Annotated in this window: 15 protein-coding genes and 1 pseudogene; 1 reads left to right on the plus strand and 15 read right to left on the minus strand. The window is 72.0% G+C overall.

Going from position 1 to position 15719, the window contains the following annotated elements:
* Positions 1-182 precede the first annotated feature (182 nt).
* Positions 183-1031, minus strand: a complete 849-nt coding sequence (locus tag JYK18_RS46560) for a DUF6779 domain-containing protein (RefSeq protein ID WP_242579037.1) — start codon at positions 1029-1031, stop codon at positions 183-185.
* A 69-nt stretch (positions 1032-1100) separates the two neighbouring features.
* Complete coding sequence (locus JYK18_RS09270; RefSeq protein ID WP_206801697.1) at positions 1101-1562, minus strand: DUF3180 domain-containing protein; 462 nt, start codon at positions 1560-1562, stop codon at positions 1101-1103.
* Positions 1563-1623: 61 nt separating this feature from the next.
* Between JYK18_RS09270 and JYK18_RS09275 the strand changes: the two genes are divergently transcribed.
* Positions 1624-2562 (plus strand): MerR family transcriptional regulator, encoded by a 939-nt coding sequence (locus JYK18_RS09275; protein WP_206801698.1) that lies wholly within the window; start codon positions 1624-1626, stop codon positions 2560-2562.
* Here the strand turns inward: JYK18_RS09275 and folK are convergent.
* The 13 genes and pseudogenes from folK to dacB form a co-directional block, all read right to left on the minus strand.
* Positions 2559-3038 carry a 2-amino-4-hydroxy-6-hydroxymethyldihydropteridine diphosphokinase gene (gene folK / locus JYK18_RS09280; protein ID WP_206801699.1) on the minus strand — a complete coding sequence of 160 codons (480 nt, stop codon included), beginning with the start codon at positions 3036-3038 and terminating at the stop codon, positions 2559-2561. The two genes, JYK18_RS09275 and folK, sit on opposite strands and share 4 nt — an antisense overlap.
* Positions 3035-3409: a dihydroneopterin aldolase gene (folB, locus tag JYK18_RS09285; protein ID WP_206801700.1), complete on the minus strand. Its 375-nt coding sequence runs from the start codon at positions 3407-3409 to the stop codon at positions 3035-3037. Before folB ends, folK begins: the two co-directional genes overlap by 4 nt.
* Positions 3406-4197 (minus strand): dihydropteroate synthase, encoded by a 792-nt coding sequence (gene folP, locus JYK18_RS09290; RefSeq protein ID WP_206804126.1) that lies wholly within the window; start codon positions 4195-4197, stop codon positions 3406-3408. Before folP ends, folB begins: the two co-directional genes overlap by 4 nt.
* Positions 4198-4226: 29 nt before the next feature.
* Positions 4227-4847 carry a GTP cyclohydrolase I FolE gene (gene folE, locus JYK18_RS09295; protein WP_206804125.1) on the minus strand — a complete coding sequence of 207 codons (621 nt, stop codon included), beginning with the start codon at positions 4845-4847 and terminating at the stop codon, positions 4227-4229.
* Positions 4822-7195, minus strand: a pseudogene (gene ftsH / locus JYK18_RS09300) (ATP-dependent zinc metalloprotease FtsH). Before ftsH ends, folE begins: the two are co-directional and overlap by 26 nt.
* 183 nt (positions 7196-7378) lie before the next feature.
* Positions 7379-8173, minus strand: coding sequence for an ESX secretion-associated protein EspG (locus JYK18_RS09305; RefSeq protein ID WP_206804127.1), 795 nt, complete (start codon positions 8171-8173; stop codon positions 7379-7381).
* Positions 8174-8226: 53 nt separating this feature from the next.
* Positions 8227-9027: an ESX secretion-associated protein EspG gene (locus JYK18_RS09310; RefSeq protein ID WP_206801701.1), complete on the minus strand. Its 801-nt coding sequence runs from the start codon at positions 9025-9027 to the stop codon at positions 8227-8229.
* Entirely contained in the window at positions 9027-10352 is a 1326-nt protein-coding gene (locus JYK18_RS09315) for a WXG100 family type VII secretion target (RefSeq protein ID WP_206801702.1), read from the minus strand. Before JYK18_RS09315 ends, JYK18_RS09310 begins: the two co-directional genes overlap by 1 nt.
* Before the next feature lie 20 nt (positions 10353-10372).
* A complete protein-coding gene (locus tag JYK18_RS09320; RefSeq protein ID WP_153028804.1) occupies positions 10373-10741 on the minus strand; it encodes a hypothetical protein in 369 nt (122 codons plus the stop codon).
* A 130-nt stretch (positions 10742-10871) separates the two neighbouring features.
* On the minus strand, positions 10872-11420 hold the full coding sequence (gene hpt / locus JYK18_RS09325; protein WP_153028803.1) for a hypoxanthine phosphoribosyltransferase: 549 nt from the start codon (positions 11418-11420) through the stop codon (positions 10872-10874).
* Between the two features lie 11 nt (positions 11421-11431).
* On the minus strand, positions 11432-12415 hold the full coding sequence (gene tilS / locus JYK18_RS09330) for a tRNA lysidine(34) synthetase TilS (RefSeq protein WP_307795837.1): 984 nt from the start codon (positions 12413-12415) through the stop codon (positions 11432-11434).
* Complete coding sequence (locus tag JYK18_RS09335; RefSeq protein ID WP_206801703.1) at positions 12412-13479, minus strand: zinc-dependent metalloprotease; 1068 nt, start codon at positions 13477-13479, stop codon at positions 12412-12414. Before JYK18_RS09335 ends, tilS begins: the two co-directional genes overlap by 4 nt.
* Before the next feature lie 16 nt (positions 13480-13495).
* Positions 13496-15625 carry a D-alanyl-D-alanine carboxypeptidase/D-alanyl-D-alanine-endopeptidase gene (gene dacB / locus JYK18_RS09340; protein WP_307795838.1) on the minus strand — a complete coding sequence of 710 codons (2130 nt, stop codon included), beginning with the start codon at positions 15623-15625 and terminating at the stop codon, positions 13496-13498.
* Between the last annotated feature and the right edge of the window lie 94 nt (positions 15626-15719).

Consider the following 15719-nt stretch of genomic DNA (forward strand, 5'->3'; position numbering starts at 1 on the left):
CGCGCGGCTGGCTGACGCGGCGGCGTGATGCCGGACGTCGCGTCAGGTCTCGCGACGCGGGCGCGCCTCGGCTGACGCGGCGGGCGGCACCGGCGCAGCGGGCGGCGGTACTCTGCGTGGCGGGCGGCACCGGCGCGGCAACGGCGCGGCGGGCGGCACCCGGCGCTTCGACGGCGGTGGGGTCACGCCTGGTCCAGCTCGGCCTGTTGCCTGGCGGCGGGCGGACTCGCCCCTACCTTCGCGTCGCACGGCAGTGGCGTGGAGCCGACGTTGTCGGCCGGGCGCACGCGACGGGTCGGCGGGCCGGCCTCCTCGGCGGGCGGCCGCGGCGGCTGCTGCGACGGCGGGTTGAGCACGTTCGGCAGGCTCTGCGAACTCTCACCCGGCTTCTGCACCATCTCCGCGTCGATGATCCGGCGACGGCGTTCCGGCGTGACCACCTTGCGCTCGACCACCCGCTCGATCAGCTCGGTCGGCCGGTCGTTCGGGTCTTCGGCAGCAGGCTTCGCGGCGGCGATCTGGGCCGGCTTCACCGTCGAACTCGATGCCTGCACCAGGCGCTGGTCCTCGTTGAGCGAGCGCATCCTGGTCGCCTGTGCGGTCAGCGCGACCTGCTCGAACAGCACCTCACCGCCGAACAGCGACTGCAGGCTCTCCCGCAGCGCGATCACCTCGGCGCGCAGCGCGTCCAGCTCCTCGCGCGAATCCTCCTGCGCCCGCTCCCGGCTCTCCGCCTCGATCTCCAGCTCGAACTCGCGGCGCGCGGCGACCTCCCGCTCCAGCTCCAGCTCGTAGACCGCCTGCGCCTGCGCCACCTCGTCCTCGGTGGCCGTCACCTGCTTGCGGTACTTGGCGGCGATGAAGGCACCGATCAGCGCGGCCCACAGGGCGGCGATGATGCCGAGACGCAGCCAGCGGAGGTCCTGGGCGAGCACGAGAGCGGCGGTCGCGGCGACCACGAGGGCAAAGCCGACTACGAGCCACGGCCTACCCGAACGGCGGCCGCGCGAGTCGTCACCCACGCCAGTCATGCTCAATACCGTACCTTCTAGTAACCCGACCGAGACCCATTCGGTACTTCGAGCGGTGACTTCTGTGCGTTAACCGGTAGGCCGTCCGGGATGATCGGAATCACGCGACTCCGGCGCGCGGCAGCAGTGCTCCAGCCAGAGCGCGGCACCGATGAGCAAGGCCGCGCACACCGCTCCCCCGACCGCACCAGGCGTGTCACCAGCGGCGGCGGCGTTGTCACCGCCGCGCGGAACAAGGTACGCCAAGGCGCCGATCCACGCACCCACCATCAGCGAGCCGAGCAGCGAGGACGCCTTGGCCAGCGCCACCGCACGGGCGATCGCGATGGCGTCCAGTACCCGACCGGCGCGGATGCGACTACGCAGGGTGAACCCCAGGATGCCCTCGACCGCGGCCAGGATCAGCAGCGGCAACCCGGCGAGCAGCGGGAACCGCGGTAGTTCGCCGTAGAAGAGTTCGAACAGGCCGAAGCCGAGGACGAGGCCGATCAGCCCGGCGACGACGAGCTCGCGAGGCCTGGTGAATTGCATTACGCCACGGTACCCAGCCGCGTCTGGTTGGCTTGACTCTCCAGTGACTGGAGGCTTCAGCATGGCTGCCGTGCACCCCGCGTTCACCATCGGCGAGCTGGCCCGGCGCACGGGCCTGCCGGTGAAGACCATCCGCTTCTACTCCGACGAGGGCCTGCTGCCGCCGACCGGCCGCACCCACGCCGGATACCGGCTCTACGACGCCCACGCGATGGCCCGGCTCGAACTGGTCAAGACCCTGCGTGAGCTGGGGCTCGGCCTGCCGGACGTGGAACGCGCGCTGGCCGGGCAGACCAGCGTGGCCGAGCTCGCGGCGGTACACGTGGACGCGCTCGACGAGCAGATCCGGCGGCTGCGGTTGCGGCGGTCGGTGCTGCGCGCGGTCGCGAAACGGGGATCCGAACTGGAGGAAGTGAAACTGATGAGCAAACTCGCCTCGATGTCCGACGAGCAGCGCCGACGGCTGATCGACGAGTTCTGGGACGAGATGGTCGCGGGCCTCGACGTCCACCAGGAGTTCTACGACCGGATGCGGTCGGCGAAACCGGACCTGCCCGAGGATCCGTCGGCCGAGCAGCTGGAAGCCTGGATCGAACTCGCCGAACTCGTCCAGGACGCGAGCTTCCGCGCGCTGATCCGCGAGATGAGCGAGAACCATTCCGCCGCGCGCGAACGGGGCGAGTCGATGGCGCCGGCCGACCAACCGGACTACACCGCCTTGTTCAACCGGGCGCACGAGGCGCTGGCATCCGGCCTAACGCCGGATTCCCCGGAAGGACGAGCCGCGGCGGACGAACTGTTCAACGCGGGCGCCGGGGACCGGGACGCGTCGGACGTGTCATATCGGCGTGAAGTCCTTGATCGATTCGCTCAAGGTGGTGATCCCCGCGCTGAGCGGTACTGGCAGCTCCTCGCGATCATCAACGGCTGGCCGCCGATTCCCACGCAGGCACCCGCCGTGCAGTGGCTCACCGACGCGATGCGGGCGGCGATCGGCTAGCGCAGGACGAGGTCCGGGCGGCGGTGCACGCCCTGGTCGGGCAGCGCGGCGAGCAGGTCCGCGATCGGGCCGTGGCCGGGCAGCACCGCGTCCGGCTCGATCTCGAGCCACGGGATCAGCACGCTCGCGCGGTCCGGCGTGCCCGGGTGCGGGAGCAGCAGTTCGGGGTCGGCGGAGGACACCCCGTCGACGGTCACCACGTCGACGTCCAGCGTGCGCGGGCCCCAGCGCCGCTCCCGCACCCGGCCCGCCGCGCGTTCCAGGTCCTGCCCGGCCCGCAGCCACGCCCAGTGGTCGCGGGCCGGGTCGTCGACCACGCACACCGCGTTCAGGAAGTCCGGCTGGTCCTCGACGCCCCACGCCTTCGTCTCGTACACCGACGACACCGCGACCGGCCGCAACGCGGTGACCACCGAGGCCAGGAACCCGAGCCGGTCACCGAGGTTCGAGCCGAGCGAGAGCACCGCGCGGCTCATCCGCGCGCCCCCCGCCGCGACCGGCGGATGGTCACCGCCACGTCGTCGAAGGTGAGCGGGATCGGCGCCGACGGCTTGTGCACGGTCACCTCGGCCGCGTGCAGCCGCGAGTCCTTCATCACCTCGTCGGCGATCTTGCCGCCGACGCTCTCGATCAGGTCGTACGGCTCACCGGCCACGATGTCCGCGGCCAGCTGCGCCAGTTCGCCGTAGTGCACGGTCTTCGTCAGGTCGTCGGTCGCGGCGGCCTCGTCCAGGTCGAGCCACACGGTGAGGTCGATGACGAACTCCTGCCCATCGCGCTTCTCGTGCTCGAACACCCCGTGCCGGCCGAACACGCGCAGCCCGGTCAGCGTGATCCGATCGGTCATCCCCGCCTCCAAGCCGAAGCTACGGTCACGGCGTCCAGCGAGGCACCGACCTCGTGCACCCGCACGCCCCAGGCACCGGCCGCGGCGGCCAGCGCGGACACCGCGGCGGTCGCGTGCTCACGGCCAGCCGGCGGCCGCGGCTCCCCGGCCGAGGACAGCAGCCGCCCGAGGAAACGCTTGCGCGACGCCCCGACCAGCACCGGGAACCCGAGCGACAGCACCGAGTCCAGTCCGTGCAGCAGGGCCCAGTCGTGCTCGGCCTGCTTGGCGAAACCGAGGCCGGGGTCCAGCACGATCGCGTCCTCGGCCACCCCGGCGGCCAGCGCGGCGTCCACCCGTTCCGACAACTCCGCGCGCACCTCGGCGACCACGTCGGCGTAGACGGCCAGCTTGGTCATCTCCCGGCTGTGCCCGCGCCAGTGCATCAGCACCCACGGCACCTCGGCGGCCGCGGCCACCTTCGCCATGTCCGGATCGGCGAGCCCGCCGGAGACGTCGTTGATGATCCGCGCCCCGGCGTCCACCGCGGCCGCGGCGACCGCGGCCCGCGTGGTGTCCACCGAGAGCACCATGCCCTCTTCGGCGAGCGCGCGGATCACCGGCAGCACGCGCTGGATCTCGGTCGGCGCGTCCACCCTGGACGCACCCGGCCTGGTCGACTCCCCGCCGACGTCGATCACGTCCGCGCCCCGCGCCCACATCTCGCGGGCGTGCGCGAGCGCGGCGTCCAGGTCGAGGTAGCGGCCGCCGTCGGAGAACGAGTCCGGGGTGACGTTCAGCACGCCCATCACCGCGCACCGGTCCGGTGCCGGGAGGTTCACCGGCGGCCCTTGATCAGGTCCAGCGCCTCGGCCCGCGAGGTGGCGGACGACTTGAAGATGCCGCGCACCGCCGAAGTGGTGGTGCGCGCGCCCGGCTTGCGGATCCCGCGCATCGCCATGCACAGGTGCTCGGCCTCGACCACCACGATCACCCCGCGCGGCTCCAGCTTGCGGTGCAGCGCGTCGGCGATCTGCGAGGTCAGCCGCTCCTGCACCTGCGGGCGCTTGGCGTAGAGGTCCACCAGCCTGGCCAGCTTCGACAGCCCGGTCACCTTGCCGTGGCTGTTCGGGATGTACCCGACGTGCGCCACCCCGTGGAACGGCACCAGGTGGTGCTCGCAGGTGCTGTACATCGGGATGTCGGTGACCAGGACCAGCTCTTCGTGGCTCTCGTCGAAGGTGCGGTCCAGCACCTGGTCCGGATTGCTGTACAGCCCGGCGAACATCTCGTGGTACGCCCGCGCCACCCGGGCAGGCGTCTCTAGCAGACCTTCGCGGTCCGGGTCCTCGCCGCACGCGAGCAGCAGCTCGCGCACGGCCTTCTCCGCACGATCCTGATCGAACACCGGTCCATCATCGCTGACCCGGTCCTCAGCGGCGCTGCTGGCCGTCCTGATCGTCACCCTCGGGCCGCTGACCACCCTGGTCGGGCGGCGGCGGCTGGTCGGCCGGGCGCCACGGCTGGGCGGGCTGACCACCCGGCGAGGTGGCCGGGGTCCACCCGGGAGGCGCGCCGTAGTGCGGCGGGCCGGCCGGGTTCTGCCCGCTGCCCGGTTGGTACGGCGGCTGACCGCCGTACGGCTGGGGCTGCGGCCAGTGCGCCGTGCCGTTCGGGGCGTTGTGCGGCCGGGCACCGTTCGGGTAACCACCGGGGGGCGGCGGGGCGAACGGGTTCGGGTTCGGCGGCGGCTCGGGCGCGCCGTGCGGCGGCCCACCGGGCAGGTCACCGCCGCCGGGCGCGGTACCGACCGGGGTCGGCGCCGGGCGCACCACCGGCTTCTCCTGCGGCGGGGGCCACGGCTCACCGCGCTCGATGGCCAGCTCACCCGGGGTCTTGATCGGCGGCTTGTCCGACGGGGTGCGCTCACCGAACTCGTTGAACACGGTGATGTGCGGCCGCTTCTCCACCGTGGCGAAGATGCGCTCCAGGTCCTTGCGCTGCAGGGTTTCCTTCTCCAGCAGCTCGATCACCAGCTCGTCGAGCACGTCGCGGTAGGTGTTGAGCACCTCCCACGCCTCGGTGTGCGCGGTCTCGATGAGCTTGCGGACCTCTTCGTCGATCTCGTGCGCGACCTCGAGCGAGTAGTCCGCCTGACGACCCGCCGACCGGCCGAGGAACGGGTCGCCCTGCTCCTGGCCGTACTTGACCGCACCGAGGCGCGCGCTCATGCCGCCGTACCGTGACCATCGCGCGGGCGATCTTGGTGGCCTGCTCGATGTCGGAGGAGGCACCGGTGGTCGGCTCGTGGAAGACCAGTTCCTCCGCGGTCCGGCCACCCATCGCGAAGACCAGGCGGCCGATCATCTCGGAGCGGGTCATCAGCTCCTTGTCGTCCTCGGGCACCAGCAACGCGTGCCCGCCGGTCCGCCCGCGGGGCAGGATGGTCAGCTTGTAGACCGGCTCGATGTCCGGCATCGCCCACGCGGCGAGCGCGTGCCCGCCCTCGTGGTAGGCGGTGATCTTCTTCTCCTTCTCGGAGATGATCCGGCTCTTGCGGGCGGGCCCGCCGATCACCCGGTCCACCGACTCCTCGAGCGCGGCGTCGGTGATCACGTGCCCGTTCTGCCGGGCGGTGAGCAGGGCGGCCTCGTTGATCACGTTGGCCAGGTCGGCACCGGACATGCCGACCGTGCGCTTGGCCAGCGCTTCCAGGTCGGTGCCCTGCGCGATCGGCTTGCCCTTGGAGTGCACGGCCAGGATCGCGCGGCGGCCGCGCATGTCCGGCGCGGACACCGGGATCTGGCGGTCGAACCGGCCGGGGCGCAGCAGCGCCGGGTCCAGGATGTCCGGGCGGTTGGTGGCGGCGATCAGGATGATGCCGCCGCGCGCGTCGAAGCCGTCCATCTCGACCAGCAGCTGGTTCAGCGTCTGCTCGCGCTCGTCGTGGCCACCGCCGAGGCCGGCGCCGCGCTGGCGGCCGACCGCGTCGATCTCGTCGACGAAGATGATGCACGGCGCGTTCTGCTTGGCCTGCTCGAACAGGTCGCGAACGCGGGAGGCACCGACACCGACGAACATCTCCACGAAGTCCGAACCGGAGATCGTGTAGAACGGCACGCCGGCCTCACCGGCCACCGCGCGGGCCAGCAGCGTCTTACCGGTACCGGGCGGGCCGTAGAGCAGCACGCCCTTCGGGATCTTCGCGCCGAGCGCCTGGTAGCGCGCCGGGTTCTGCAGGAAGTCCTTGATCTCGTACAGCTCTTCGACGGCCTCGTCGGCGCCGGCCACGTCACCGAAGGTGGTCTTCGGCATGTCCTTGTTGAGCTGCTTGGCCTTCGACTTGCCGAAGTTGAGGACGCGGTTCCCGCCGCCCTGGGCGTTGTTCATCATCCACATCAGCAACAACAGCAGCAGCGCCAGCGGGATCATGTAGATCAGCAGCTGGGTGAAGATCGAGTCCTGGCTGACCGTGGTGGCGAACTTGATCGGCTGGCCGTTGTTCTTGGCCTCGATCAGGCCGTTGTAGATCTCGTCCCCGGCCTCGGCCGGGTACTGCGTGCGGATCTGCGTGACCTGCTTGCCGTCGACCTCGATCGGGTTGGCCAGGGTCAGCTTGAGCTGCTGTTCCTTGTCCTCGAGGTTCGCTTCCTTGACGTTCCCGCTGGTGACCTGGGCCATCGCCTGGGAGGTCGGGGTCTGCGTGTAGGCGCGATCGCTGTCGAAGATCGTGGAGAACACGAAGTAGAGCAGCACGAGGGCGAGGATCCACAGCAGTGGGTTCTTGAGCAGGCGCTTCCGGTCCATATGACTCGGCCGTGGTTGGCCTCAGCCCTCCCTGATTAGGCGGTTTGTGTGACATCCGCCGTCACGATCTTGACAAGTTCAGCGGCGCACGGGGCTACGCGTCCCACCAGGGTACCGCCCACCTCGGACGGGCACCTGTGCGAGCCTCCCGCAGGTCAACGGATGTGCGTACGTGTGTGTTCCCTACCGGGTCTCACCCAGTGCGGCCACCATCTCACCGAGGCGGCTGCGCAGTGTCTTCGGGTCGGCGGGGGCCACCGTCACCCATTCGCTCCCGTCGCGACCGGGCCGGGAAAGGCTGAGGTAACGCCCGGTGCTGGTGTCGAACCAGGCGAGCACGGGCGACCGGCGGCGGGTGCCCATCGAGTTCCGCGTGTTCGCCGCGAGCTGACCACCGCGGATGCGCGGCTGCCCGGACAGCAGGGCGTAGGCCTCACGCGGATCGGTGGGGCGCTCGGACAGCGAGGGGCGGCGGCGTTCGCGGCCCTTGCCCGCGGCCTCGCCCTCCTTCGCCGCGCCGGAGAGCACCGGCCGCTTCGGCGGCGTGCGCATGGCTTCGTGCAACGGCAGCGTGATGGACGCCTCGGTGCCACGCGGACCGGCGGGCAGCAGGTCGACCACCGAGGAGACCAGGCTCTCCGGGTAGGCGGGCCGCAGCCAGATGCCGTCGTTGTCCTGCACCGCGACCACCGCGTCCCGGCCGTCCGACGCGGCGAGCACGCCGACCGGCGGCGCCTGGAAGTCGGGGATGTGCAGCGCGTCGATGCTGCTGGTCGGCCGGGCCAGCAGGGTGAGCCAGTCCTCGATGTGCGGTTCGAGCCTGCCGTGCCCGTCGCGCACGCCGCGGGCCTTCAGTTCGGCGTTGGCCCGCTGCCGCAGCGCGATCCGCTCGTCCTCGCTGTCGCCGTGCGAGCGGACCCGCAGCGGGTACGGGAGTTCCCCGATGTTCATCGCCTCCCAGAGGAAGTCGAACGCCATCGGCGTGAAGAACTCCTGTGCGGGCACTTGCTCCTCCTCCGGTACGGAAGCGATCAGATGCGGGCGGCGCCCGCGTCGCTGGCGGCGCCCGCGAGCATCTCACCGAGGCGGCTGCGCAGGGTCGCCGCGTCCGCCGGGGCGATGGTGATCCAGTCGCGGCCGTCGCGGCCGCGGGTGGCCTGGGTGAAGTAGCGGCCCGACTCGGTGTCGAACCAGCTCAGCACCGGCGTGCGCACCTTGCCGCCGGTGCGGTTGCGGGCGTTCGCGCCGATCTGGCCGCCGCGCAGGCGGGGCTGCGCGTGCAGCCGGGCCAGTGCCTTGCGGTCCTCGTCGGCGCTCGACCGGCCGTCGGCCCCGGCCGGACCGCGGCGCTGCATGAAGTCCACGCCCGAACCGGAGATCAACTGCTCCAGCGGCACGGTGATGGACTTCTCACTGCCACGCGGGGCGGGCGGCAGCAGGCTGACGATCGCGCTGGCCAGCCCGTCGGCCGGGGTCTGGTGCAGGTGCAGACCTCGGTGGTCCTGCACGGCGAGCAGCCCCTGCGCGCCGAGCGCCGAGGCCACCGCGAGGATCGGCTCGATGCCGGGGTTCGGCAGGTGCACCGAGTCCAGGCTCAGTTCCGGGCCGGAGAGCACGCCGAACCAGTCTTCGATGTACGGCTCGGGGCGGCCGCGGCTGTCGGCCACCCCGCGCTGCACCAGCCCGGTCAGCACCTGCTGCCGGAGCGTGGCCCGCTCGTCGACGGTGTCGCCGTGCGAGCGGGCCTTCAGCGGATACGGCAACTCGGCGTTGCCGAAGGACTCCCACAGGAAGTCGAGCTCCAGCGGAGTCAGCAGCTCCGCCTGCGCCATTAACGGTCCTCGTCGTCGGTCCAAGCACCGATCACCGGCGGCGGCGTGGCCTCGTTCGCGCCGAACGCGTCGTCGGGGTCGGGCTCGATCAGGAAGGAGGCGTGGGTGTGCTCCTCTTCCTCCTGGGCCTGGGCACCGTGGGCCCCGCCCATGCCACCCATGCCGCCCATGCCCATTGGGGGCGCGCCCTGGCCACCGATCGTGCCGCCCGGCGAGACCACGCCCGTGTTCTGCGGGGCGGCGCTGGCGGCGCTGTTCGGCGCCTGCTGCGCGGCGGCACCGGTCTCCGAAGCGGCGGACTTGGTGGCACCACTGCGGTTCCCGCTGCCCAGCGCGCGGCCACCGGCGAGCCTGGCGGTACGTTGAGCCTCCGCGGCACCGAGCGCCGAGCGGGCTGCCTGCCGGTGCGGCGGGCGGCGGCGTGTCGGGGCGGCACCGGCACCCACGCCGGTCCCGACGCCCACGCCCTGGCCCGGCGCGTAACCGGCCTGCGTGGTGGCCGAGCTGACCGAGGCACCGGGCGCGGCGGCGGACGAGCTGTTGCCCAGCCCGGGCGCCCCGCTGCCGGCGTAGTCACCGCTGTAACCGCCGTACGGGCCGGTCACCGAGGCACCGCCGACCGAGGGCACGCCACCGCTGACGCCGGTCAGGCCGAGCCCCGACGGGCCGTTGCCGCTGAACGGCTTGAGCCCGAGCGACTCCGGGCCGAAGCTCGGCGTGGCGCTGTCCACCTCGGACATCGCCTGGGTGTAGCGGTTGAAGAAGGCGACCTGCTGGGCCTTGACCTCGTCCGCGGCGTCCGACTGGGCCTTCATGTCGGCGACCATCGCGGCCGGACCGCCGGCCAGCATGGCCTCGGTCTGCTTCTGCGGGTCGAACTGCTTCGGGGCGGGCATCTTCTTCACCTCGGCCGCCGCGGCGGCCTGCTGCGCCAGCCGGGTGGACATGGTGCTGGCCGCTTCCGAGGCGGTGGAGCTGGAGTTGGCGATGGCCACCAGGGTGCCCTGCGCGGCGCCGGCGCCCTGGCCGACCCAGGCCGCGCCGAGTTCGCTGATCGCGTTGTACAGGTCGTTGGCCGCCTGGGTCAGGTCCTTGCTGTGCTGGCTCCAGACCTGGCTGGTGGCCTCGGCCGTGCCGGGGTCGTTGTTCACCGTGGCGCCTTCGTAGAGCTGCTGGCTCTCCTGCGCCTGCCAGTTCGGCGGGTTGGTGATCGCGCGGTCGGCGCCCATGTCGGGGCCGTCGGACCGGCCGCGGGCGCTCTCCACGATGTCGACGGTCGACGAGTTGTCCCCGAGTGGGACGTTCGACCCATCCTGCGGTGCCATGCTCGGTTACCCCCTGAGTCTCACGCGCGGCCGTTGAGCGCGTTGACGGTGTCGTGCTCGAAGTCCTGGTAGTGCTTCATCGCGGCGAGGATGCCCTGCTCCGCCTGCTCGTACTGGTAGAGCAGGTTCTGCAGCGCGGTGGCGTAGGAGTCACCGCCACCCTGGGCGCGGTCGGACACCTTCGCGGCGATGGCCTGGCCCACCGGGTTCGCCCCGAGCTTCGGCGGTTCGGCGAGCGTGCCCGCCCCGCTGAGCAGCGCTTCCACGGCGTCCTTGCCCGTGCGGATCTTGTTCAGCACGGTCTGCGCGGCGTCGGGGTCTACCCCCACCTGGCCGGTGGCCGCGGCGTTGCGGAAGGCGGCGGCGTCCGCCAAGCTGCTGTTCCCCATCCTGCCTCTCCTGTCCCCAGGTCCAGGTCGCGTCCACGCCGCGACCAGATCCGTCCTTCGCATAGGTTAACGCAACCGATGCGGACCTATGACGCGTTCTCCCGCAAGAAGGTTCCCGCTTTCCCGCCGGTCAGGACGAGTAGACCTTCGGGTCCAGTGTGCCGATGTAGGGCAGGTCGCGGTACCGCTCGGCGTAGTCGAGGCCGTAGCCCACGACGAACTCGTTCGGGATGTCGAATCCGATGTACTTGACCGGTACGTCCACCTTCACCGCCTCCGGCTTCCGCAGCAGGGAGCACACCTGCAGCGAGGCCGGGTTGCGGCTGGCGAGGTTCTTCAGCAGCCAGGACAGGGTCAGGCCCGAGTCGACGATGTCCTCGACGATGAGCACCTCCCGCCCGGCGATGTCGCGGTCGAGGTCCTTGAGGATGCGCACCACGCCCGACGACGAGGTCGCCGATCCGTAGGAGGACACCGCCATGAACTCCAGCTGTGCCGGCACCGGCAGCGCGCGGGCGAAGTCGGTCATGAACATGACCGCGCCCTTGAGCACCCCGACCAGCAGGAGGTCCGTGCCACCGGGTGGGTAGTCGGCGGCGACCTGCTCGGCCAGTTCGGTGATCTTGTCGTTGATCTGCTGCTCGGTGATGAGCACGGAGGCGATGTCGCCTTCGTACACGGGTGTCCCCTTTAACTCTTGATCTGTCCGGGTGGGAGCACGGTCAGCCTGCCATGCGCCCTCCCGGCCACCAAGTCGCCGGGTAACCAAACACCGCCCTGTCCCCGCCAGGCACCGACCAAGTCGTCGACGGAGCGCAGGTGGGCGTCGGTGAGATCGCGCACACCGGACTCGATCAGCCATCGCCGCAGCGCACGGCGCCGCAGTGGCGCGGGAGCGCCGAGCAGCGGCTCGATCTCCAGCACGGGGCCGTTGCGGGCGGCCAGCAGCACCTCGTCGGCGAGCTGGTCCAGCGCCTCGGAATCCTCCCTGAGTTGCTTCGCGGTACGGGCCAGCGCGGCGGCGACCCCGCCGGAGAGCACGTCCTCCAGCAACGGCAGGACCTCGCGGCGAAGCCGGACCCGGGTGAACCGCGGATCGGTGTTGTGCGGGTCGGACCACGGTTCGACACCGAGCGCCGCGCAGGCGGCTTCGGTCGCCGAGCGCGGCAGGTCGAGCAGCGGACGGCCCCAGGGCGGGTCGAGCGGGCGCATCCCGGACACCGACCGCGGGCCGGACCCGCGGCCCAGCCCGAGCAGCACGGTCTCGGCCTGGTCGTCACGGGTGTGCCCGAGCAGGACCAGCGCGTCCGGCATGGCCTTGGCGAGGGCGGCGTACCTCGCCTTGCGCGCGGCCGCCTCCGGTCCCCCGGGTCCGGTCACCTCGACCGGCAGCACGGTCGCCTCGTCCACGCCGAGCTTGAGCGCGGTCGCCGCCGCGTGCTCGGCCACCTCGGCGGAGGCGTCCTGCAGTCCGTGGTCGACCACCAGCGCGCGCACCCGCACGCCCAGGCGGTGACCGGTGAAGGCGGCGGCCTCGGCGAGCGCGAGCGAATCCGCGCCGCCGGAGACCGCGACGCCGAGTTCGCCCGAGGTCAGCCCGGAGGTCCTTCCGGCCTGGCCGAAGAACTCCCGCACAGCGCGGCGCACCCGCGCCACGGCGGGATCCGGCTTCACCGGCCCATGCGGCGCAGCCAGGCGTCCGGATCGGCGATCTCGGCCCGGCTGGGCAGGGTGTTCGGCGAGGTCCAGACCGCGTTGAAGCCGTCCATGCCCGCCTTGGCGACCACGTGCTTGGTGAACGCGGCGCCCTCGGCGTACTGGCGGATCTTCGCGTCGAGGCCGAGCAGGCTGCGCAGGAGGCGGTCGAGCAGGCCGCCGCCCTTGCGCCGCTCGGTGAACCGGCCGCGGATGGTGGCCACGCTCGGCACCACGGCCGGGCCGACCGCGTCCATCACGTAGTCCGCGTGCCCTTCGAGCAGGGTCGACAGCGCGAGCAGCCGGTCGAACACGGCCCGCTGCTGCGGGGACTGGAACAGCTCGGCCAGGTTCCGCTTGTTCTTCACGTCCTTGATCGTGTCCGGCAGCCTGCCCAGCAGGTCACCGAGGCCGTCGGCGTCGGCGAGGCCGCCGACCAGCCGTTCCACCTCGTCGGCGAAGTAGTCGCGCAGCCAGGTGACCGCGGTGAACTGCAGCCGGTGCGTGACCTCGTGCAGGCAGACCCACATCCGGAAGTCGCGGGCGGGCACGTTCATCGCGCGCTGGGCGGCGACCACGTTGGGCGCGACCAGCAGCAGCTGGCCTGCCTTGTCCGGCCCTCCGAACGGGTCGTACTGGCCGAGCACCCGGGACGCCAGGAACGAGAGGACCACGCCGGTCTGCACCCCGGCGCCCGCCGCGAGCACCGGCGCGAACGGGGTGTTCTCCCTGGCCAGCGCCTTGTGCGTGAGCGCGTCCAGCCCGGCGGCGGCGGAGCGGACCCAGGCCGGCCGGTCGACCACCTCGCCGGGCAGCAGCGGCAGCCCGGTGCCGAGGCCGGTGAGCTCGCGGACGTGCTCCTCGGCGGGGATGGTCAGCTCGCGGAGTTCGGTGACCGCGGTGTCCGCCTCCTCGCGCGGCACCACCGGCCCGCTGCGGACCAGGAAGGCACCGGTGGAAGCGGCCAGGGACCAGTCGACCACCGGTCTGGTGCGGTCCGTTTCGCCAGCGGATTCCGGGGACTTCGAGGAGTCGACGGTCATACCTCGACGATACGGCTTATCGGCAACCACAACCGCGCAACTCGGCGACCACCACGTCCAGTGCGCTCCTGGCCGCGTCGGACTCCGAGCCGAGGGACATCAGGGTGAACACCAGCAGGTGGCCGTCCTTGTCCAGGACCACGCCGGCCAGCGTGTTCACCCCGGACAGCGTGCCGGTCTTCGCCCGCACCCAGCCCTTCCCGGCTTCCTCCGGGCCGGAGGTGTACCGGCTGACCAGGCGCCCGGTGCTGCCACCGGCCACCGACAGGTCGCCGAGCAACGGCCGCAGCTTGGCCGTCCGCGGGTCCTTGCCGTCCGGCGCGGCGGCCACCGCGAGCACCTCGGAGAGCACCTTCGCCGGGATCCGGTTGTTCACCGAGAGGCCGCTGCCGTCGGACAGCTCCACGCCGTCGAGGTTGAAGCCGTTCTTCTTCAGCACGTCGAGCGTGGCCTTGGCGCCGCCGTCGAAGGAGGCCTTCCCGCCGGTGGCCAGCGCGGTCTGCCGGGCGAGCGCGTCGCCCATCAGGTTGTCCGAGTGGTTCAGCACGTTGCTGATCAACTCGGCGAGCGGCGCGGACTTGATCTCGCCGAGCACCTTGGCGCCCTCGGGGGCCTTCGCGTTGCCACCGGCGGAGGCGCCGAGCTTGCTCGCGAACTTCTCCGCGAACGACTTCGCCGGCGTGCCGACGCGCATGGACTTCTCGTCGGTGGCGCTGGAGCGCCCGCCGTCGAGCATCACCGGCTCGACCGCGGCGGCGTAGGTGGACGGCGCGTCCTCGGGCGCCCAGCCGGGGCCGATCGTCTCGCCCGAGTAGACGCTCAGGTCCAGCTGGACCTGCTTGATCTTGCCGCCGGAGGCGTCCTTGACCTGCTTGACCAGGTCGTCGAGGTGCGCGGAACCGGGGTAGATGGAGTCCTTGCCCGCGGGCAGGGAGTTGATCGTCGGATCGCCGCCCGCCACCACGATCGCGGTGCTCGGGTCGGCGCCCTGCACCACCTTGGTGGAGATCTGGTGGCCGTGGTCCATCGCCAGCAGCGCGGCGGCGACGGTGAGCACCTTGGTGGTGGAGGCGGGGGTGAGCGGTTTGTTCGCGTCCTTGGCCCAGAGCTCGGTGCCGGTGGCGGGGTCGATCACGCTGCCGCTGAGCGTGCCGAGCGCGGCGGAGCCGGCGGGCCCTTCGAGCGCCGCCGCCACCCCAACGGGGGTCGGGCTCGGCGCGGAGGGGCCGGGCGGCTGGAGTTGGCGGTTCACCGCGAGGGCGGCGGGAGCCTCGCCGCGGGGTTTGTTGGGCGCCCACGGCAGTTCGAGGCGATTCGCCACGGACGGCTGAACGGCGGCGAACGCCCCGCCGCCGAGCAGCAGCAACACCACCAGCACGGCCGCGATCCACGGCCACTTCCTCCGGCGGCGGGGTTCGGTCTCGGTGGGTGCGGGCGGGGGCTCCTCGGCGCCGGTGGTCGCGGGAGCGGGATGCTGCTCACCGGACGGTTCGATGCGCATCGGCTGGGCATGGACCACGGCTGGTACGACGGGCACCTGGGGGCCGCGCTGGTCGGCCTCGGCCTGATGCGGCCAGGACTGCTGCGCTTCGGCCTGCTGGGGTGGCCGCTGCTGCTCGGCCCACGGCTGCCGTGCGTCGGCGGGGTGGGGGCGCTGCGGCCACTCGGCCTGCTGGTTCTGCTGAGAGGCCTGCTGCTCCGACGGCGCCTGCGGGGGCCGCGGCTGCTGCCGCTCGACCTGCTGGGGCTGCGGCCGCTCCGGCGGCGGCGCCTGCTGCGAGCGCTGGTCCAGCCACTGCGTCTGCTCGGTCTCCGGCGACGGCTGCTGCTGCGACGGCGACGGCTGCTGCGACGGCGACTGCGACGACGACGGCGAAGACTGCGGAGGCTGAGCCGATGGCTGCGACTGCCGGTACGGCTGCGTCGCCTGCTCCGGCGGGGTGTTCGGCTGGAACAGCGACCCCTGCGCCCGCAGCTGCTGCACCGGCCGCGTCGCCTGCGGGACCGAATCGGTGCGCACCCAGAGCGTGTCCTGTTCAGCCAGCGAAGGCGGTACGGCTTTCCCCGGCGAGTCGTCGTGATCGGCCGAGGGCCACTGCTCCTCGGCGGGCCATCCCGGCTCGTCCGGCCTGGTTCTGTCCGGCACGCACCCCTCCTCCGGTGTCCCCCAGCTCACACCAAGAACCCATCGGTGCGGGTCCGTGGTCACGCGTGGTCCACACTAGTGGTGTCAAGCCAAC

Source organism: Amycolatopsis sp. 195334CR, from assembly GCF_017309385.1.
Classification (GTDB): Bacteria; Actinomycetota; Actinomycetes; order Mycobacteriales; family Pseudonocardiaceae; genus Amycolatopsis.